Origin of the sequence: Klebsiella sp. GL120222-02, assembly GCF_003097195.1 — a bacterium.
Taxonomy (GTDB): domain Bacteria; phylum Pseudomonadota; class Gammaproteobacteria; order Enterobacterales; family Enterobacteriaceae; genus Klebsiella; species Klebsiella variicola.
The window spans coordinates 164,055-182,834 of record NZ_QEQO01000008.1; the positions used below are offsets into that span (position 1 = coordinate 164,055).

The 18,780-nt window shown below is 58.8% G+C and carries 17 protein-coding genes and 1 tRNA gene; 7 read left to right on the forward strand and 11 right to left on the reverse strand.

Annotated elements, in window-relative coordinates; translation table 11 throughout:
• Window positions 1-40: 40 nt before the first annotated feature.
• A complete protein-coding gene (locus tag N438_RS21860) occupies window positions 41-829 on the forward strand; it encodes a pyrroline-5-carboxylate reductase dimerization domain-containing protein (protein WP_008803993.1) in 789 nt (262 codons plus the stop codon).
• Window positions 830-1,125: 296 nt separating this feature from the next.
• Here N438_RS21860 and N438_RS21865 read toward each other — a convergent pair.
• From N438_RS21865 to N438_RS21875, 3 genes are all read right to left on the reverse strand, one after another.
• Window positions 1,126-1,202, reverse strand: a tRNA-Pro gene (locus tag N438_RS21865).
• Between the two features lie 76 nt (window positions 1,203-1,278).
• Window positions 1,279-3,039, reverse strand: a complete 1,761-nt coding sequence (yejM, locus tag N438_RS21870) for an LPS biosynthesis-modulating metalloenzyme YejM (protein WP_008803994.1) — start codon at window positions 3,037-3,039, stop codon at window positions 1,279-1,281.
• An 18-nt stretch (window positions 3,040-3,057) separates the two neighbouring features.
• Window positions 3,058-3,285, reverse strand: coding sequence for a YejL family protein (locus N438_RS21875; protein ID WP_004195346.1), 228 nt, complete (start codon window positions 3,283-3,285; stop codon window positions 3,058-3,060).
• A 186-nt stretch (window positions 3,286-3,471) separates the two neighbouring features.
• Here N438_RS21875 and yejK point away from each other — a divergent pair, with 186 nt between their 5' ends.
• The gene (yejK, locus tag N438_RS21885) at window positions 3,472-4,479 is read left to right on the forward strand and encodes a nucleoid-associated protein YejK (protein ID WP_008803995.1); all 1,008 of its coding nucleotides are present in this window, start codon (window positions 3,472-3,474) and stop codon (window positions 4,477-4,479) included.
• Between the two features lie 19 nt (window positions 4,480-4,498).
• Here yejK and N438_RS21890 read toward each other — a convergent pair whose 3' ends face one another.
• The gene (locus tag N438_RS21890) at window positions 4,499-5,260 is read right to left on the reverse strand and encodes a DeoR/GlpR family DNA-binding transcription regulator (protein WP_023323040.1); all 762 of its coding nucleotides are present in this window, start codon (window positions 5,258-5,260) and stop codon (window positions 4,499-4,501) included.
• A gap of 81 nt (window positions 5,261-5,341) precedes the next feature.
• On the opposite strand from N438_RS21890, the gene N438_RS21895 reads away from it, so the two are divergent.
• Window positions 5,342-5,938, forward strand: a complete 597-nt coding sequence (locus N438_RS21895) for an NUDIX domain-containing protein (protein ID WP_016161564.1) — start codon at window positions 5,342-5,344, stop codon at window positions 5,936-5,938.
• Between the two features lie 20 nt (window positions 5,939-5,958).
• On the opposite strand, the gene N438_RS21900 is transcribed toward N438_RS21895, so the two are convergent.
• The gene (locus N438_RS21900) at window positions 5,959-7,245 is read right to left on the reverse strand and encodes a serine hydrolase (protein ID WP_116696509.1); all 1,287 of its coding nucleotides are present in this window, start codon (window positions 7,243-7,245) and stop codon (window positions 5,959-5,961) included.
• A 103-nt stretch (window positions 7,246-7,348) separates the two neighbouring features.
• Between N438_RS21900 and N438_RS21905 the strand changes: the two genes are divergently transcribed.
• Window positions 7,349-8,236 (forward strand): LysR family transcriptional regulator, encoded by an 888-nt coding sequence (locus tag N438_RS21905; protein WP_008803999.1) that lies wholly within the window; start codon window positions 7,349-7,351, stop codon window positions 8,234-8,236.
• Between the two features lie 58 nt (window positions 8,237-8,294).
• Here N438_RS21905 and rplY read toward each other — a convergent pair whose 3' ends face one another.
• Window positions 8,295-8,579: a 50S ribosomal protein L25 gene (gene rplY / locus N438_RS21910; RefSeq protein ID WP_008804000.1), complete on the reverse strand. Its 285-nt coding sequence runs from the start codon at window positions 8,577-8,579 to the stop codon at window positions 8,295-8,297.
• Window positions 8,580-8,715: 136 nt separating this feature from the next.
• Window positions 8,716-10,473: a DEAD/DEAH box helicase gene (locus N438_RS21915; protein ID WP_016161561.1), complete on the reverse strand. Its 1,758-nt coding sequence runs from the start codon at window positions 10,471-10,473 to the stop codon at window positions 8,716-8,718.
• 146 nt (window positions 10,474-10,619) lie between these two features.
• On the opposite strand from N438_RS21915, the gene rsuA reads away from it, so the two are divergent.
• The 3 genes from rsuA to N438_RS21935 all read left to right on the forward strand — a co-directional run bounded on the left by rsuA (window position 10,620) and on the right by N438_RS21935 (window position 13,207).
• Window positions 10,620-11,339 carry a 16S rRNA pseudouridine(516) synthase RsuA gene (rsuA, locus tag N438_RS21920; RefSeq protein WP_008804002.1) on the forward strand — a complete coding sequence of 240 codons (720 nt, stop codon included), beginning with the start codon at window positions 10,620-10,622 and terminating at the stop codon, window positions 11,337-11,339.
• Window positions 11,336-12,532: a Bcr/CflA family multidrug efflux MFS transporter gene (locus tag N438_RS21925; RefSeq protein ID WP_008804003.1), complete on the forward strand. Its 1,197-nt coding sequence runs from the start codon at window positions 11,336-11,338 to the stop codon at window positions 12,530-12,532. Before rsuA ends, N438_RS21925 begins: the two co-directional genes overlap by 4 nt.
• A 330-nt stretch (window positions 12,533-12,862) precedes the next feature.
• Window positions 12,863-13,207: a YejG family protein gene (locus N438_RS21935; protein WP_002912974.1), complete on the forward strand. Its 345-nt coding sequence runs from the start codon at window positions 12,863-12,865 to the stop codon at window positions 13,205-13,207.
• A gap of 3 nt (window positions 13,208-13,210) precedes the next feature.
• Here N438_RS21935 and yejF read toward each other — a convergent pair whose 3' ends face one another.
• Genes yejF through N438_RS21955 form a run of 4 tightly spaced genes read right to left on the reverse strand, consistent with a single transcriptional unit; the run spans window position 13,211 to window position 18,736 of the window.
• Window positions 13,211-14,800 carry a microcin C ABC transporter ATP-binding protein YejF gene (gene yejF / locus N438_RS21940; protein ID WP_116696510.1) on the reverse strand — a complete coding sequence of 530 codons (1,590 nt, stop codon included), beginning with the start codon at window positions 14,798-14,800 and terminating at the stop codon, window positions 13,211-13,213.
• Window position 14,801: 1 nt separating this feature from the next.
• The gene (locus N438_RS21945) at window positions 14,802-15,827 is read right to left on the reverse strand and encodes a microcin C ABC transporter permease (RefSeq protein WP_012967542.1); all 1,026 of its coding nucleotides are present in this window, start codon (window positions 15,825-15,827) and stop codon (window positions 14,802-14,804) included.
• Window positions 15,827-16,921 carry a microcin C ABC transporter permease YejB gene (locus N438_RS21950; RefSeq protein ID WP_008804006.1) on the reverse strand — a complete coding sequence of 365 codons (1,095 nt, stop codon included), beginning with the start codon at window positions 16,919-16,921 and terminating at the stop codon, window positions 15,827-15,829. The genes N438_RS21945 and N438_RS21950 overlap by 1 nt, the downstream gene beginning before the upstream one ends.
• Window positions 16,922-16,930: 9 nt before the next feature.
• Window positions 16,931-18,736 (reverse strand): extracellular solute-binding protein, encoded by a 1,806-nt coding sequence (locus tag N438_RS21955; RefSeq protein ID WP_012967543.1) that lies wholly within the window; start codon window positions 18,734-18,736, stop codon window positions 16,931-16,933.
• Window positions 18,737-18,780: the final 44 nt, after the last annotated feature.

Below are 18,780 nucleotides of genomic sequence, written 5' to 3' on the forward strand. Positions count from 1 at the left end.
TTGGTCACGACGAATAGCGTTTTGAATAAGGAGTAAAACTATGGCAAAGGTCCATTTTATTGGTGCCGGACAGATGACGGAGGCGATTATTCGCGCGTCATTAAGCAACGGTACGCTGCGGGCGGACGCGATCTCGCTGGAGGATATCGACAGCGCGCGAATCGAGGCTTTGCACTCCCGCTATCGGTTGTCGGGCGACGGTGGCTTAAGCGAGGCCTCTTTGCTGGTGCTGGGGATCCGTCCGCAGGACGATCTGGCGGCGGTGGCGAGCCGCGTGCGCGCCCAGCTAAACGGCTCGACGACGGTGGTTTCTCTGATCGCGGGAGTGACCCTGGAAAAGCTGGCCTCCCTGTTTGGTGAGACAACGCCGATTGCCAGGACGATCCCCAATACCCTGACCGATACCGGATTTGGCTATAGCGGCGTAACCTTAAACGCCCACGCCAGCGCGGCTGAGATCGAGCCGTTTCTGCGCGGTTTTGGCAAAGTGCTGTATTTGCCAGAGCGGTTGATCGATGTCTTTACCGGTTTTGGCGTCGCGGGGCCTAACTATATTTACTACTTTATTGAGTCGCTTACCGATGCCGGCGTACTGGCGGGGCTGTCGCGGCCTCAGGCGACGGAGGTGGTGCTGGAGAACCTCCTCGGCGCGGTCGAGATGCTGCGCCAAAGCCAGAAGCATCCGCGTCAGCTTCTGGATATCAATAATTCACCGGCGGGAGTCGGGATCCACGCTCTGTATGAGCTGAACAACAGTGACTTTGCCGCAGGCCTTCAGCGCAGCGTACTGGCGGCGGTCAGGCGTACCCGTGAACTGGGACAGCGCTAAACCCCTTCTTCCCGCCACTGGCCGTGCAGCACCCGGCGCTTTTCCGGCGATGCGCTTAAAGGCACGGCTTAAGGCTGCATGAGAACGGTCGCCCAGCCGGATCGCTAACGTCGTCTATTAATCCACGGGGAGCAGGACAAGTTCAGGCATTGGTCATTCGACATGCCAGGGGGAATATGCCTGAAGATCCCGTTTAAATTCGACGGAAAACAGGCAACAAAAAACCCGCAAACTCGGAGAGAGTGCGGGTTTCTGTAGGGTTACCGGTCGTTAACAAAACTTACCGGTGAATGATTTGGTCGGCACGAGAGGATTTGAACCTCCGACCCCCGACACCCCATGACGGTGCGCTACCAGGCTGCGCTACGTGCCGACGCGTGGGGAACAATATTACCCGTTCCCCGAGCGAATGCAAGCGGGTCGCGCGCGATTGATTCATAATTAATCAATCAGTTAGCGATAAAGCGTTTTTCGTCAGTCAGGACCTGCAGCAACAGGCTGAGCTGCGGTTTCTGATCTTTAATTTTCTCGCCGTCGCGGCTCCAGGTGGTATAGGTGCCGTTATGGTTGAGGACCACGGTGATGGTCGGGGTGGTAATGGCCAGCGTATCGCCGTTGGCCGCGGTGACCCAGTTCCGACGTCGTGCGGCGCTGAACAGATCTTCACCCTGCGAGTACTCATTGGCTGGCGTCGAAACGTGGAGCAGGCGCTGCATCAGCGTGGTCATTACATCTTTGTTATCGGTCAGCGTGGCAATTTCCTGCGCCGGCGTGCCCGGCCAGTGAATAACCAGCGGCACCTGCAACTGCTCGCGCGACCAGTCGAACGAGTCGTGTTTGACGTTAAGCGGCTTGCCGTGGCCGCCAGTGATAATCACCACCGTGTTGTCGAGCTTGCCGGCTGCGCGTAGCGCGGTCAGCACCCGATCAATTTGGGCGTCAACATCACCTGCCGCCTTGCTGTAACGGCGGACAAAGCCCTGTTGCTGCGTGTCGTCGAGGGTGGTGCCGTTGAGCGAGATCCACGAGAACCAGCGATTCTCATCCTGCGCGTAACGGTCCAGCCAGCCGATCCACTGATTGGCCGTCTGTTCGTCGCTCTGAGTCTTCGCGCTCGGTAGCGAGAAGTCGGAGAGCAGCGCCTGGCGATAGAGCGGGCTGCTAAACCCATCGGAGGAGAACAGGCCCAGCTGGTAGCCCTGCTGGTTGAGGGCGGTGATCAACGCGGCGGGAATACGCGCCGAGAGGACACCGTCCATATAGCCTGGTGAAATACCGTAGAACAGGCCAAACAGGCCGCTGTCGGCGGTATTACCCGAACTCATATGCTGGGTAAAATTGACGTTCTCTTTGGCGAACGCCGCCAGCGCCGGCATGGTCTTTTCAAACCGCGAATAGTTCAGGTTGTCGACGGTGATCAGCAGCACGTTGTAGCCCGCGCCGAGATCACGGTAGCGCAGGTTGCTGAGCGGATACTGGACCGATACCGCCTCCGGCGCCCCTTGCTCCACCAGACGACGTTGATAATCCTGGGCGTCGAGCAGGCCATGTTTCTCGAGGAAACGGCGGGCGGTCATCGGATAAGAGAGCGGCAGATTCGCCCGCTGCATCGTGATCGGGCGATAGAAGTTGGCATCCGCCCAGATATAGACCAGGTGGCTGCTGATAAACGACAGAAAGAAGAACCAGGCGACCGGGCGGGCGTAATGACGGCGGCGCGTCAGGCTGCGCAGTTTCTGCCAGCTCCAGGTGGCGAAGAGCATTTCAATCAAAAAGATGACCGGGACGCTGATAAACATCAGCTGCCAGTCGCGCGCCATCTCATTCTGGTCAGGGTTGATGACCAGCTCCCAGACGACCGGGTTTAAGTGAAGATGGAAGCGGGTGAAGACCTCGCTATCTATCAGCAGCAGCGTCATCCCGGCGGTGGCAAGGATCACCGACAGGAAGCGCATCAGGCGCTGCGAGACCACGATAAAGGTCAACGGGAAGAGGATCAGCACATAGCTGGTAAACACCAGGAAGCTGAAGTGTCCGACGAGACTGACGTACGAAAAAAGCCGTCCGGCAAGCGTCGTCGGCCAGTCGGCGACAAAAAGATAGCGGCTGCCGAGCACCATGGCCAACAACATGTTGAACAGGGCGAACCAGTGCCCCCAGCTGACCATCTGGGAGACTTTTTCTCGGTAGGGCTGACGTAGAGTCACCATATACTGTTGCTGTTATCCTTAATGCGCCGGATCGTCGTTAATGGAAGACTGCAAAGCCTGCGCGAAAGAACGGGCGATGGCCTGACGCTGCGCCGGCGCGACGCTACTGTTGATCAGGTTGGTCACCATATTGCCTAACACCATCAGTGAAAGGTCAACCGGGGCTTTGTGTGATTCCAGGACGTTCGTTAGCTCGCTGAGCAACTGTTCGACCTGTTGATCGCTATAGCGGGAAATTTGCGGCATAAACTCAAAATCTGTTTGTTCGTGAAAGGGCAACATATTACCGTAGCAGCAGCTTTTTTTCCGCATTTTTTCGCCGCGACGCAAAAGCGCACCGATCGTCGGTAACAACGTCGAAATGTGTGGCGCCAGTTGCGTCGGCAACCCGGCGGTGGTTGAATACCGCCCGGTCTAAAAGGAGAGTTTAACATGAGTCTGGATATCGACCAGATTGCCCTGCATCAGTTAATCAAACGTGATGAACAAAATCTGGAGCTGGTGCTGCGCGAGTCACTGCTGGAGCCGAATGCGACGGTCGTCGAGATGATGGCTGAACTGCACCGGGTCTATAGCGCCAAAAGCAAAGCCTATGGCCTGTTCAATGAAGAGAGTGAACTGGCGCAGGCGCTGCGTCTGCAGCGTCAGGGGGAAGAAGAGTTTCTGGCGTTCAGCCGCGCGGCGACTGGTCGTCTGCGCGATGAACTGGCGAAATACCCGTTCGCCGAAGGGGGCATTGTCCTCTTCTGCCAGTATCGTTACCTGGCGGTCGAGTATCTGCTGGTGGCGGTGCTCAATAACCTGAGCAGTATGCGCGTCAACGAGGAGCTGGATATCCGCTCGACCCATTACCTGGATATTAACCATGCTGATATTGTCGCGCGCATCGATTTAACCGAGTGGGAAACCAACCCGGAGTCGACCCGCTATCTGACCTTCCTGAAAGGGCGGGTAGGGCGCAAAGTGGCCGATTTCTTTATGGATTTCCTCGGCGCCAGCGAAGGGCTTAACGCCAAAGCGCAGAACCGCGGCCTGCTGCAGGCGGTGGATGACTTCGCCGCCGATGCTCAGCTTGATAAATCCGAGCGACAGAATGTGCGTCAGCAGGTCTACGCGTACTGTAACGAACAGCTGCAGGCCGGGGAAGAGATTGAGCTGGAGTCGCTGTCCAAAGAGCTCGCCGGCGTCAGCGAAAAGAGCTTCCAGGAATTCACTGCCGCGCAGGGCTATGAGCTGGAAGAGAGCTTCCCGGCGGATCGCAGCACCTTACGCCAGCTGACCAAGTTTGCCGGCAGCGGCGGCGGATTGACCATTAACTTCGACGCCATGCTGTTAGGTGAACGCGTATTCTGGGATCCCGCCACCGATACCCTGACCATTAAGGGCACCCCGCCGAACCTGCGCGACCAGCTGCAGCGCCGGACGTCCGGCGGCAATTAAACCCCATGCCCTGTCGGCGCTATCGCTGAACGGGGATGATCTCCACGCCGCACTGCACCAGCTGCTGGCGCAGCGCGGCGTCGGGTTCACCGTCGACGATAAGCGTACTGGCGAGGTTCAGTTCGCCGATGGCAAAGGCTGACGCGGCGTTGAGCTTCTCCCGGGACGCCATCACCACGGTTTCCGCCGCTCTGGCCGCCAGTGCGCGTTTGATGCCCGCTTCTTCATAATCACCGGTAGTGAAACCTGCCCGCGGGTGGATGCCGGTCACCCCCATAAAGAACAGATCGGCATTGATCCGCGCCATACCCGCCAGCGTCTCGGCGCCCACAGCGACGACCGAATGTTTAAACACTTTGCCCCCGAGCAGGATCACCTCGATTCGCGGGTGGTCCACCAGCGCCACGGCGATGCCAGGGCTGTGGGTGACCACCGTACAGTTCAGTTCCGCAGGTAAAAAGCCGATCATTGCCGCAGTAGTGGTGCCGCCATCGACAATCACCACCTGTCCAGGCTGGATCAGCGCGGCGGCGGCGCGGGCGACTGCCTGCTTGGAGGCGATCTGCACGCTTTTGCGCGTTTCAATAGGCGCAATAGCGGCAGAAACCGGCAGTGCGCCGCCGTGGACCCGCTGCAGTTTTCCTTCCGCCGCCAGCTCGCGCAGATCGCGGCGAATGGAGTCCTCGGAGACGTTGAACCGCTGGCTTAGCTCCCCGGACATCACCTGTTTTTCCTCGGTGAGGATCTGGAGGATCTGCTGTTTTCTCTGACTGGCGAGCATGATTTTTCCTTCACGAATTATCTTGTTTGTGCCTGAGTATGCATGTTATGGTGCCGGCTGTCATCTCAAAGGGGATATAACATGCAAACTCACGCACCGCACGTCCGCCACGTTCGCGAGACGCTGCTCTCTGACAACTGGTACACCCTGAAAAAATATACTTTTGAACTGCTGCGCCGGGACGGTTGCTGGCAGGAGCAGAGCCGGGAAGCCTATGATCGCGGCAACGGCGCGGTCATTTTACTCTATAACCGTGAGAAGCGGACGGTGGTCCTGACGCGCCAGTTCCGATTTCCGGTATTTACCCACGGTCATGATGGGTATCTGATTGAGGCTGCCGCCGGGCTGCTGGATAACGCCTCGCCGGAGGCGCGGATCGTTGCCGAAGCGGAAGAGGAGACCGGCTTTCGCGTGACGCGGGTCGAACCCGTCTTCACTGTCTTTATGAGTCCAGGCTCCGTGACCGAGAAGCTCTACTTTTTTATCGCGGAATATCAGGCCGATGACCGTCGGGGCGACGGCGGCGGGTTGGCGGCAGAAGGTGAGGATATTGAAGTGCTGGAGTGGCCGCTGGCGCGGGCGCTGCAGGCTATTCGCGATGGCGAGATCATGGATGCGAAAACGATAATGCTGTTGCAGCATCTGGCGCTGAATGCCGATACGCTCCTCGCCAGCTAAGCGGCAAGGAGCAGGGGAGATTAGCGCAATTCGCGGGCAATGGCGCTGTACATCAGCGCCGCTTCCAGCGGCTGGGCGTTGAAGGACGGTTCCGCCTGCGGCCAGGTCGACCACTGGACGATCACCAGATGTTCCGCGCGGTTCACCATGATCACCTGGCCATAGATCCCCAGCGCCCACAGCGAGCCCTGCAGTCCTTCCTGCGGCGTCGGCTGTACGTGTTGCGCATTGGCCGGAATGGCGTTGTTCCACCACTGATAGCCGTAGATACCTTGCGGATGCGCTGCTGAAACCGAGTTCAGCGCTTTTGTCCAGCTTACGGCCTGGTCGAACCAGCCAGCGGGCACCAGCTGTTTGCCGTTGCTTAACCGACCATCGCGGGCGACAAACTCGCCAAAGCGGCCCCAGTCTTCGAGGGTGGCGTTAAAGCCGTGGGCGCCAACATCATGCTTCCCTTGCTGATAAGCATGCCATACGCCATCGTGGGCCATACCCGCAGGCTGCCACAGCGACTGCTCAAGCCAGGCGGCCAGCGACATACCGGTCGCGCGTTCCAGCACATCGCCCAGCAACCAGGCGCCGCCGGAAGAGTAGGACCACTGCTCGCCTGCCGGGTGTTTACGCGACAGCGTCGACACAATTTTACGTACGCAGTCATAGGCGCCGGGCTGTGCTTCACATTGGGTCAGGCGGGCAAAGTGCGACTGCAGGTTGGTGTAATCTTCATTCCAGTCCACGCCGCTGGTATGTTGAATGAGCTGCTTGAGCGTTACGCCGTCCCAGGCGGTGCCTTTCAGTTCGGGTTCATAAACGGTAATCAGGTCATCGAGGGAGTGGATTTTCCCCTGTTGAATGGCGATGCCCACCAGCGTTGAGACGACCGATTTGCCCACCGATCGCGAGGTCCACAGCGTGGTATCGGTGTTGCCGTTGCCAAGGTATTTCCAGGCGACTTTGCCGTCTTTCAGCACCAGCATGCCGCTGACGTTCTCGCGCTTCAGGTAATCCTGTAGCGTCCAGGTGTGGCCGTTGAGGGTATAGCTGGCGTGGGTCAGTGGCTTTTCAGCACGCTCCAGCGGGACCGCTGCGCCGTGGCGGAAGACGTCTCCGGCATAATTGCGATAGTCGTTACGAAAGCCAACGACGCGTGACGCCTGATCCCAGGTGAGCATGTCTTTGGCCGCGGGTAGCGTTTGGTCGTAAGGGGTGGGGCAGACATCCAGCGTCAGGTCGCCGCAGTTTTGCGCCATCGCCGCCGCCGGCAGCGCCGCCAAAATTAACGCCAGAGCCAGTGGTTTTTTTATCATTTTCATTTCCTCGTTTGCCATAGTTTCGCTGCGCAGTATATAAATCGGCTCGCGAAGGCTAAAATCAGCATAGGGGGGATTTTCCCCCGCAAGGGAGAGAGGGATGAAAACCCTGCAGTATTCTTTCGCACAGATTGAGGCCTTCGCCACCATCGCCGAAACTGGCAGCCTGTCGCAGGCGGCCATTCGTTTAGCTAAAGACCGGACCACGCTTCGCGATCTGCTGGACTATCTGGAAGATGCGCTGGGCTACCGGCTGTTCAGCCGTGAAGGACGTAGCCTGACGCTAACCGCCGAAGGCGAGCAGCTTTTTCGCCAGGCACACCTGCTGTTGCGTCAGGCGCAGGCTTTCGAGTCTTTTGCGCAAACGCTGCCGCAAACGGCCTGGCAGGCGTTACGTCTGGTGTACGATCCCTTCGTGCCGCGTGAATTTCTCTGTTTGCTGGCTGATACGCTTGCCCGGCGGCAGATCCGTTTAAGCTGCTGGAGCGCCTCGCGGCGCGAAGCCGAGCAGGCGCTGAGCGAGGGCATCGCGGATATGGCCATTTGCCAGGCTAATAATCGTACGCTGGGCAGCGAAATGGAGTGGCGGGCGCTGGGCACCGTTGATTTACGTTTTTACGCCGCGCAAGGATTGTTTACTGACGCCGCACGGCCGCTGACATTGCTGAATTTATCGCTAACGCCACAGCTGGTGATGCACCGGCGCAGTGACGATCAGATCGCCCGCCGGCTACAGATATCCGGCCATACGCTGTATATGAATGAAATCGCGCTGCTGCGCCATGCGATGGAGCAGGGGATGGGCTGGGGGTTTTTACCGGAACATTTACGGCCAGGCGAGTGGCAGGGGGTTGCTGAAATAGCTACCGAGGTCGGCAGTCAGGGACTGAACGTGACCATGGTGATGCTCTGGCTGCCCGGCATGAATAAGCACCGGATGCTGAGCGACCTCGTGGACGAGGCGCCGGAACTTTGGCGGCGCCGATAACAAAACGCCCCGGGTCAGAAGACACCAGGGCGTTTGCCATACAACTTGCTATCGGCGATTACGCGCGAACGAAGTCGATGTGGGTCAGTTTCGGCTTGAACGCGTGACGCTGAACAGCCTGAACTTTAACTTTCTCTTCTTTGCCATCGATAACGAGGGTCACAACTTCGCCGTAAAATTCAGCTTTATCCTGCATGTTCCACAGTTTGTCGTGATCCAGTTCGATAGCAACCGGAGCAGCTTCGCCACCGTAGATGATTGCCGGGAACTTGTTAGCTGCGCGCAGGCGGCGGCTCGCACCCTTACCCTGCTCTTTACGTACTTCTGCGTTGATAGTAAACATTGATGTCTCTCTATATATAAAGCCTGCAACAGGCGACCCAGCTGCAGGCAGATTATCTGCTTTGCGAATGCAAAAGCGGGCGGCATTATAGCCGCCAATCGGCACAGCGGCAATCAAAACCTCAGTTTTTGGCGGATTAACGCAGCTCATTGGCGCGACGGAAACGGCCCTGATAATCGAAAACTTTTTCCCGCACCTGCCAGTATTGCCCCTTCATTCGGGCGACGACAAAGTCAGGATGGCGCAGCAGCGCCTGCTGGGCAATGATATCCGCCGGGGTTATCCAGCGTAACGGCACGCCCGGCGTACGGGTATGCGGGCGGATAAACAACTGCTCAAAGGCGGTACGCTGGGCGGGCGTTTGCAGACGGAAGCGCTCACTCACGTCGGCGCCGTCCTCATCATAGTAGGTGATTTTCAGCCACGGGCCTTTCTCGTCGCTACCGTGCTGCATAGCCATGCCGCTGCAGCGCAGCACCAGCGCGTCCTTTAGCTTCAGCGCCGCCTTCAGCATATCGTCCGGGTCGACCAAAATCGTGTCGCACTCGCGGCAGCGGCGGGCGGCGATATCGTTTTCCGCGTTGCACTGCGGGCAGTTTTTGAAGCGAAAGCGGAAGTCGCACTGTTCGCGGTGGCCGTCATCATCTTCAAACCAGCCCTGGCAGCGGCGGCCAAAATGCTCAATCAAGGTGCCGTCGGCGGTGGTTTTGCCCCAGAAGGTGTTGGCGAAACCACAGGCCGGGCAGAAGACCTGCACCGGCACGTTGTCGCTTTTCCCCTTCGGCGTCCCCACTTCCGGGGCGTACAGGTCATGCGGGTTGCCGGCGTAGTCGAGGATCAGGCAGTCGGTTTTGCCCGGCGCCAGGCGCAGGCCGCGGCCAACGATCTGTTGGTAAAGACTCACCGACTCGGTGGGGCGGAGGATGGCGATCAGGTCAACGTGCGGGGCGTCGAAGCCGGTAGTCAACACCGCGACGTTCACCAGATAGCGATACTCCTGCGCTTTAAACGCCTCGATAATGCGATCCCGCTCTGGTCCAGGCGTTTCCCCGGTGATCAGCGCGGCTTGCGCCGCCGGCAGCAGACCGGTTACTTCCCGGGCGTGTTCCACGGTGGCGGCGAAGATCATCACCCCTTTACGGCTTTCGGCGAACTCCACGATCTGGCTGACGATATGCGGTGTTATGCGCTGCTGTTTTTTCAGTTCGTGGTTAAGATCGGCTTCGCTGAACAGGCCGTTGCTTTGCGCCTGCAGACGGCTGAAATCGTACTGCACCACCGGCATATCAAGGCGTTCCGGTGGCGTCAGGTAGCCGTGCTTAATCATATAGCGCAGCGGCAGCTCATAGATGCAGTCGCGAAACAGTGCTTTCTCATCGCCACGTACCATGCCGTGGTAGTGAAACTGATAGATCCAACCCTTGCCGAGGCGGAACGGGGTAGCCGTCAGGCCGAGCAGCCGGAGCTGAGGATTCACCTGCCGCAGGTGGCTTATGATCTGTTGATACTGGCTGTCGTCGTCATCGCTGATACGGTGGCATTCATCGACGATGAGCAGCGAAAATTCACTGTGAAACTGATCGAGGTTGCGCGCCACCGACTGCACGCTGCCGAACACCACTTTGCCGTGGCTCTCTTTACGCTGCAGACCAGCGGCAAAGATATCCGCCTCGAGGCCAAGGGCGCAGTATTTCGCATGGTTCTGCGCCACCAGCTCTTTGACGTGGGCCAGCACCAGCACGCGGCCGCGTGCCAGCCGGGCAAGCTCGGCAATCACCAGGCTTTTGCCCGCGCCGGTGGGCAGGACAATGGCCGCCGGCTCGGTATGGCGACGAAACCAGGCGAGGGTGGCATCGACGGCTTCTTGTTGGTAGGGGCGTAATGTAAAAGTCATGAATTCACGGGGCTAATTAACTCGCGAATAGTATGCCATGAATCTTTTCCCTTGAGTGGTGTTAAGAGCCCGTTATACTAGCCAGTGAAATTCTTCTTTTTCGGGCGAGTTGCCCGCTCCAGCACTATTACAGGCTAAAAAAATTCATGCGACTTGATAAGTTTATCGCTCAGCAGCTTGGCGTCAGCCGGGCTATTGCCGGGCGTGAAATCCGCGGCAGCCGTGTTACCGTGGACGGCGACATTGTGAAAGATGCCTCTTTTAAGCTCCAGCCAGAGCACGAGGTGGAATATGATGGCAATACGCTGACCCAGCAGAACGGCCCCCGTTATTTTATGCTGAACAAGCCGCAGGGTTACGTCTGTTCCACCGACGATCCCGATCATCCGACTATCCTTTATTTCCTCGATGAGCCGGTGGCGCACAAGCTGCACGCCGCCGGGCGCCTGGATATCGACACCACCGGGCTGGTGCTGATGACCGATGACGGCCAGTGGTCGCACCGCATTACCTCGCCGCGCCACCATTGTGAAAAAACCTACCTGGTGGAGCTGGAAAGCCCGCTGGCGGAAGGGACCGCAGAGCTGTTTGCCAAAGGCGTCCAGTTGCACAATGAAAAAGATCTCACTAAGCCGGCAGTGCTGGAAGTGATCACCCCGACCGAAGTGCGCCTGACCATCAGCGAAGGGCGCTACCATCAGGTGAAACGCATGTTCGCCGCCGTGGGCAACCATGTGGTTGGCCTGCACCGGGAGCGCATCGGCGATATCCTGCTGGATGACGCGCTGGCGCCGGGTGAATATCGTCCGCTGACGGAAACGGAAATCGCCAGCGTAGGCGCCCCGCAGGCACGGAGTAAAACGTGACAGTGAAGCAGAATTCTTCTCTGGGAATTGTGTTTATCCTCGGCCTGCTGGCCATGCTGATGCCGCTGTCGATCGATATGTATCTTCCGGCGCTGCCGGTGATCGCCGCCCAGTACAACGTCCCGGACGGCAGCGCGCAGATGACGCTCAGCACCTATATCCTGGGCTTTGCGCTGGGTCAGCTGCTGTACGGGCCGATGGCAGACAGCCTTGGTCGCAAGCCGGTGATCCTCGGCGGGACGCTGGTGTTCGCCGCGGCGGCGGTGGCCTGCGCCCTTTCGCAGACCATCGATATGCTCATTGTCATGCGTTTCTTCCACGGTCTGGCGGCCGCGGCCGCCAGCGTGGTGATCAACGCCCTTATGCGCGATATCTATCCGAAAGATGAGTTTTCACGGATGATGTCGTTTGTCATGCTGGTGACGACCATTGCGCCGCTGGTGGCGCCGATGGTTGGCGGGGCGGTGCTGGTCTGGTTTAGCTGGCATGCCATCTTCTGGATCCTCGCGCTGGTGGCCCTGCTGGCCTCGCTGATGATCGGCCTGTTTATCCGCGAAACGCTGCCAGCTGACAGGCGTCAGCCGTTCCATCTGCGCACCACGCTGGGTAATTTTGCCACTCTGTTCCGTCACAAGCGGGTTCTGAGCTATATGCTGGCGAGCGGTTTTAGCTTCGCGGGGATGTTCTCGTTTCTCAGCGCCGGGCCTTTTGTTTACATCAATATTAACCACGTCGCGCCTCAGCACTTTGGCTACTATTTTGCGCTGAACATTGTTTTCCTGTTCCTGATGACCATGTTCAACAGCCGGTTTGTGCGGCGGGTGGGGGCGTTGCGCATGTTCCGGGCCGGGCTGTGGATCCAGTTTGCCATGGCGGTATGGATGGTGGTTTGCGCGCTGCTGGACGTCGGCTTCTGGTCGCTGGTGATCGGCGTGGCGGCCTTTGTCGGCTGCGTATCGATGGTGTCGTCTAACGCCATGGCGGTGATCCTCGATGAGTTTCCGCATATGGCCGGCACCGCTTCGTCACTGGCCGGAACGTTTCGTTTTGGTATCGGGGCGATCATTGGTGCGCTGCTGTCGATGGCGACGTTTACCACCGCCTGGCCAATGCTGATCTCTATTGCCTTCTGCGCAACCTGTTCTATTTTCTTCTCGCTTTACGCTTCCCGTCGGCGAAAAATCGCACACTAGGTCACATTTTCAGGGGCGAAATCGCCCCTTTCTTGATACATGTCAACCAGAATGAGCTTCAGGGTTCTGCGATTTGTTTCCTTTATGTAAAATCAATTAGTGTAAAAAGTCGCATTGTTGCGATAAAAAAGTTGTTTTGGATCACAGAAACGGGTACATATAGCGCCAATCGGCTCGCCGGGTATAAAAATAACGCGCTGGATTATAAGTGCTTAGCCCTGGCCCGCCGCGGCTGTAAACGTTTTCTGCGTCAAGGCAGGACTATTTGTCAACAGTGTGTTAATATTGATGTAAATTTATTGTGAAGCCTTTTGCTTCCGGGGAAACCACGTGAATACACAACAACTCTCTATCGTACACCGTCTGCCGCAGAGCTATCGCTGGCTGGCCGGTTTTGCGGGTTCCAGAGTTGAACCGATTCCGCAAAACGGCGCTCAGAACGAGAACAGTCTCGTTGCCCTGAAGTTGCTGAGTCCGGACGGTGAGAAAGCCTGGCCGGTTATGCATAAGCTCAGCCAGGCGTTAAGCGACATCGAAGTCGACTGTTCAGTCCTTGAGTGCGAAGGCGAACCGTGCCTGTTCGTTAACCTGCAGGATGAGTTCGCCGCCACCTGTCGTCTGAAAAATTTTGGCGTGGCCATCGCCGAGCCCTTCTCCGGCAACAACCCCTTCTGACCGTCAGCTCAGCGCCAGCAGCTGGCGGGTATATTCGTGCCGGGGTGCGCTGAAGACGGACTGGCACTCGCCCTGTTCAACCACCTCTCCCTGACGCAGCACCATCACCTGATGACACAGCGCCCGCACTACGCGTAAATCATGACTGATAAAAATATAGGCCAGCTGATGCTTTTGCTGTAACGCTTTCAGCAGGTGCAGGATCTGCGCCTGAACGGTTTTATCCAGTGATGAGGTCGGCTCGTCGAGGACGAGCAGCTGCGGCTTGACGATCAACGCTCTGGCGATGGCGATACGCTGGCGCTGGCCACCGGAGAAGGCTGCCGGGTAGCGCTGGCGGCTGGCCGGATCGAGGCCGACCTCCTGCATGGCGAGGATCACTGCCTGTTCGCGTTCGGCTGCCGTCAGCGTCGGCTGGTGGACGCGCAAGCCTTCCTCAATGATCTGCTGCGCCGTCAGGCGCGGATTGAGCGACGAGTTCGGATCCTGAAAAACCACCTGCATTTGTCGGCGCAGCGGCAGCAGCTGTCGGCGGTTACGCCCCTGAATCGGCTGGCCGGCAAAGGTTATCCTGCCCTCGGATGAGATCAGGCGCAGCAGCGCCAGACCGGTGGTGCTTTTTCCCGATCCCGATTCGCCCACCAGCCCCAGCGTCTCGCCGGCGCGTAGCTGAAAACTGAGGCTGTTGACCACCCGATGGTGATCGACCACCCGGCGCAGGATCCCTTTGCGAACAGGAAATGCCACGTTTAAATCGTCCGCCTGTAGCAGCACCGGGGCATCGACGGCCAGCGGCACCGGCTCACCGTCTGGTTCGCTATCCAGCAGGCGTTGGGTGTAGGGATGCGCCGGCGCGCTGAACAGCGCCCGACAGTCATTTTGTTCCACACAGCAGCCGTTCTGCATCACCGCTACCCGGTCAGCCAGCTGACGGACAATGCTCAGGTTATGGGTGATAAACAGCAACCCCATGTTCAGCTCCCGCTTTAGCTCGCGCAGCAGCTGCAGGATCTGCGCCTGCACTGACACGTCCAGGGCGGTGGTCGGTTCGTCGGCGATCAGCAACTCCGGGCGCGTCAGCAGCGCCATGGCGATCATCACCCGCTGGCGCTCGCCGCCGGAGAGCTGATGCGGATAGTCCGCCAGACGCCGCGGCGCCTGACGGATCCCGACGCGCTCCAGGCAGTCGAGGATCTCCCCGCGCGCCGCCTCTTTGCGCATTCCCCGGTGTAACGACAGCACCTCATAGAGCTGTTTTTCCAGGGTATGCAGGGGGTTGAGCGACACCATTGGCTCCTGAAAGATCATCGCGATCCGGTTGCCGCGCACGCCGCGCAGGGTCGACTCATCCGCATGCAGCAGCGACTGGCCATGAAAGCGGATATCGCCGCTGGGGTAGCTGGCCGGCGGGGTGGGGAGCAGTCGCAGCACCGACAGCGCGGAGATGCTTTTTCCTGAGCCGGATTCGCCCACCAGCGCCAGCGTCTCACCAACTGCCACCTCGAGCGACAGATTGTGCACCACGGTCTGCGTCTCGCCCTGCTGGCGAAAGGCAATAGAGAGATTGTCGATAGCTAATAGCGGGTGGGTCATATTACACCGCCTTACTCGGGTCAAAGGCGTCGCGAACCGCTTCACCAATAAAAATCAGTAGCGTCAGCAGTACGGCGACGGAGAGAAACGCGGCAATGCCCAGCCAGGGCGCCTGCAGGTTGTTTTTTCCCTGCAGCAGCAGCTCCCCGAGAGAGGGGGAGCCGAGCGGCAGACCGAAGCCGAGAAAATCCAGCGACGTCAGGGTGGTAATGGAGCTGCACAGGATAAAAGGCAGGAAGGTGAGGGTCGCCACCATTGCGTTAGGCAACATATGCCGCAGGATGATCTGCCGGTCGCTGACCCCTAGCGCCTGCGCCGCCCGGATGTAGTCGTAGTTGCGGGTGCGAAGAAATTCAGCGCGCACCACGCCCACCAGCGTCATCCAGCCAAAAAGGACGGTGATCGCCAGCAACCACCAGAAGCCCGGCTGCACGACGCTGGAGAGCAGGATGATCAGAAACAGGGTCGGCATCCCGGACCAGACTTCGATAAAGCGCTGGCCCCAGAGGTCGATTTTGCCGCCATAGTAACCCTGTATCGCCCCGGCCAGCACTCCCAGCACGCTGGAGAACAGCGTCAGCAGCAGACCGAAGAGCACCGAGATGCGCGTACCATAGAGGATCCGCGCCAGCACATCGCCGCCGTTGGCGTCGGTGCCAAGCCAGTTGCTGGCCGAGGGCGGTGATGGAAAGGGGACGGTGCTGGCAAAATTAATCGTCGTGGCGCCGAAGCGCACCGGCGGCCATAGCGCCCAGCCGTGGGTGGACAGCTGGTGCTGCAGCCAGGGATCCTGATAGTCGGCGGCGGTAGCGAACGCGCCGCCAAAGGTTTGCTCGGTGTAGTTTTTTAACACCGGAACATACAGCTGGCCCCGGTACTGCACCAGCAGCGGGCGATCGTTGGCCAGCAGCTCGGCGCCGAGGCTGCAGAAGAAGAGAATTAAAAACAGCCACAGCGACCAGTAGCCGCGACGGTTGTGACGAAAGCGCGCCCAGCGGGCCTGATTAACGGGACTGAAGAAAGACATTAGCGGCCCTCAAAATCAATGCGCGGGTCGACCAGCGTATAGCTGATATCGCTGACGATATTCAGCAGCAGGCCAATCAGAGTGAAAATATAGAGCGTGCCGAACATCACCGGATAGTCGCGGGAGACCGTCGCTTCATAGCCCAGCAGACCCAGGCCGTTCAGCGAGAACATCACTTCGATCAGCAGCGAACCGGTAAAGAACATACTAATAAAGGTGGCCGGGAAGCCGGCGATCACCAGCAGCATGGCGTTGCGGAACACATGTCCCCAGAGGATCTGTTTCTCACCGACGCCTTTGGCGCGGGCGGTGACCACATACTGTTTGCGGATCTCATCGAGGAAGCTGTTTTTGGTCAGCATGGTCAGGGCGGCAAAGCCGCCGATCACCGTCGCCAGCACCGGCAGGGTGATGTGCCACAGGTAATCGAGGATCTTCTGATACCAGGGAAGGGTGTCGAAGTTCGGTGAGACCAGACCGCGCAGCGGGAAGAGGTCGAAATAGCTGCCGCCGGCAAAAATCACGATCAGCAGGATGGCGAACAGAAAGGCGGGGATCGCATAGCCAATAATAATCAGCGTGCTGCTCCAGATGTCAAAGCGGCTGCCGTTGCTGACCGCTTTGCGAATACCCAGCGGAATGGAAACCAGGTAGATAATCAGCGTACTCCACAGTCCGAGGCTCACCGAGACCGGCAGGCTGTCTTTAATCAGCTGCAGTACTGAGGCGCTGCGAAACAGGCTGTCGCCAAAATCAAAGCGCAGATAATCGCCCAGCATCTTCAGGTAACGCTCGTGCAGCGGCTTGTCAAAGCCGTAGCGGTGGGTGATCTCGGCGATGACTTCCGGATCAAGGCCCCGCCCACCGCGATAGTGCCCCTCGCTGATGTTCCCTGCGCCGGTTCGGGCATGGCTGGCGCCCATCCCGCCGTCGCCGGCACCCGGCATCCCGCCGTGCTGACCAAATTCGATGGCGGCGATGGCCTGATCGACCGGGCCGCCGGGTGCGATTTGCACAATAAAAAAGTTAATGGTGATGATGGCCCACAGGGTGGGGATCACTAACAGCAAACGGCGGATCAGGTAGCTGCCCATGGGATGTCCTTAACGTCTGTCCGCGGGGAGGGTGGCCGCTTTGTTCACGTCGTACCACCAGGTATCGAGCCCGGAGGAATAAATGGGGCGGGTCTCGGGGAAAGAGAACTTATTCCACCACGCGGTGCGGTCCTGCGCCATATACCACATCGGCAGCATGTAGTTATTCCAGGTGAGCACGCGGTCCAGCGCCCGACCGAGGGGGATCAGTTTCTGCTTATTGCCCTGCCACTGCAGGATCTGCGCAATCAGCTTATCCACTACCGGGCTTTGCACCCCCGGTGCGTTATAGCTGGAGTGAATATAGTCTGAGGCCCAGGAGATTTGCAGGTCGGTGCCGGGCCAGGGCATGGCACGCCACAGGCTCGGCATCATGTCGTAATCACGGCTGCGGCGACGGTTGCTGTACTGCGAGTTATCAACCTGACGAATATCCATGACGATCCCCAGGCGCTGCAGGTTGTGCTGAAACGGCAGCACCCAGCGGTCATTGCCACCGGCTGGCATCAGCAGTTCAAAGCGCAGCGGCTTGCCGGTGGCGGCGTTGACCCGGCGCTGGTTTTTTACCGTCCAACCCGCCGCATTGAGCAGGGCGTCGGCTTTGAGTAAGTTGTCGCGGTCGAAGCCATCGCCACGGGAGACCGGCGGCTGGTAAACCTGGCTGAAGACCTCCGGGGGCAGTTCGTTTTTCATCGGCGTCAGCAGGGCCAGCTCGGCGGCGTCGGGCAGGCTGCGGGCGGCATATTCGGTGTTCTGGAAATAGCTGTTGGCGCGCTGATAGGCGCTGTAAAACAGCGCCTTGTTCATCCATTCAAAATCGAACGCCAGGGTAATGGCCTCCCGCACCCGGCGATCGGCAAAAACCGGGCGCTGAATATTGAACGCCAGCCACTGGGTATCCTGCGCCGAGGTATTTGTATGCTCATCTTTAATAATGTAGCCGCGGCTGAAGTTGCGACCGACGTAGCGGGTAGCCCAGTTTTTGGCGACGGTCTCTTCCCGGCGATCGACGGCTCCCGCTTTAAAGGCTTCGAAAGCGACATTGTCGTCGAGATAATAGTCATAGCGCAGCGTATCGAAATTCCAGCGACCCCGGTTGACCGGCAGGTCGGCCGCCCAGTAGTCGGCGACGCGTGAATAGATAATGTATTGCCCCATTCGCCAGGCGCTGATGCGGTATGGCCCGCTGGCCAGCGGCGGCTTCGACAGCGGGTCGCTGAGTTTGTGCTGGCGCCAGAACGACTCAGGCATCACCGGCAGGCTCAGCAGACTCAGCATGTTCTCTTTGCCGGGCTGGCCGAGGTCGATTCGTACGGTCAACGGGGCGATGGCCTTAACGGTGGTGCCTTTATAAAACAAGCGGAACTGTGGCACCCCTTCGGTCATAAACTTGTTGAAGGTAAATGCAACGTCCTGGGCGGTGATTGGCGTGCCGTCATGGAAGCGGGCGTGCGGGTTGAGAGCGATCTCCATCCAGGAATAGTCCTCGGCATAGCGCGCCCGCTCGGCAATCAGCGGGTAGTAGCTGCCGGGCTCATCATCCGAGGTGGTGAACAGGGTATCGTAGAGCGCCTCAGTGCGCACGGCGGGATTGCCGCGCAGTGCGTAGCGGTTGAAGTTATCAAAGGTGCCGATCGCCGCCAGGGTGAGGGTGCCGCCTTTCGGCGCCTCAGGATTGACATAATCAAAATGGCTGAAGCTGGCGGCGTATTTGGGTTCACCGATAATCGCAAAGGCGACGCTTTCTTTTATTGTTTGCGCCTTAGCGCTAAGGCTAAACAGAGCAAGCAGAATTAAAAAGAGGCGCGCATACATAGGCGGCAGAATACCTTGTCACGGTCGGCCCCCATAGCCGACCT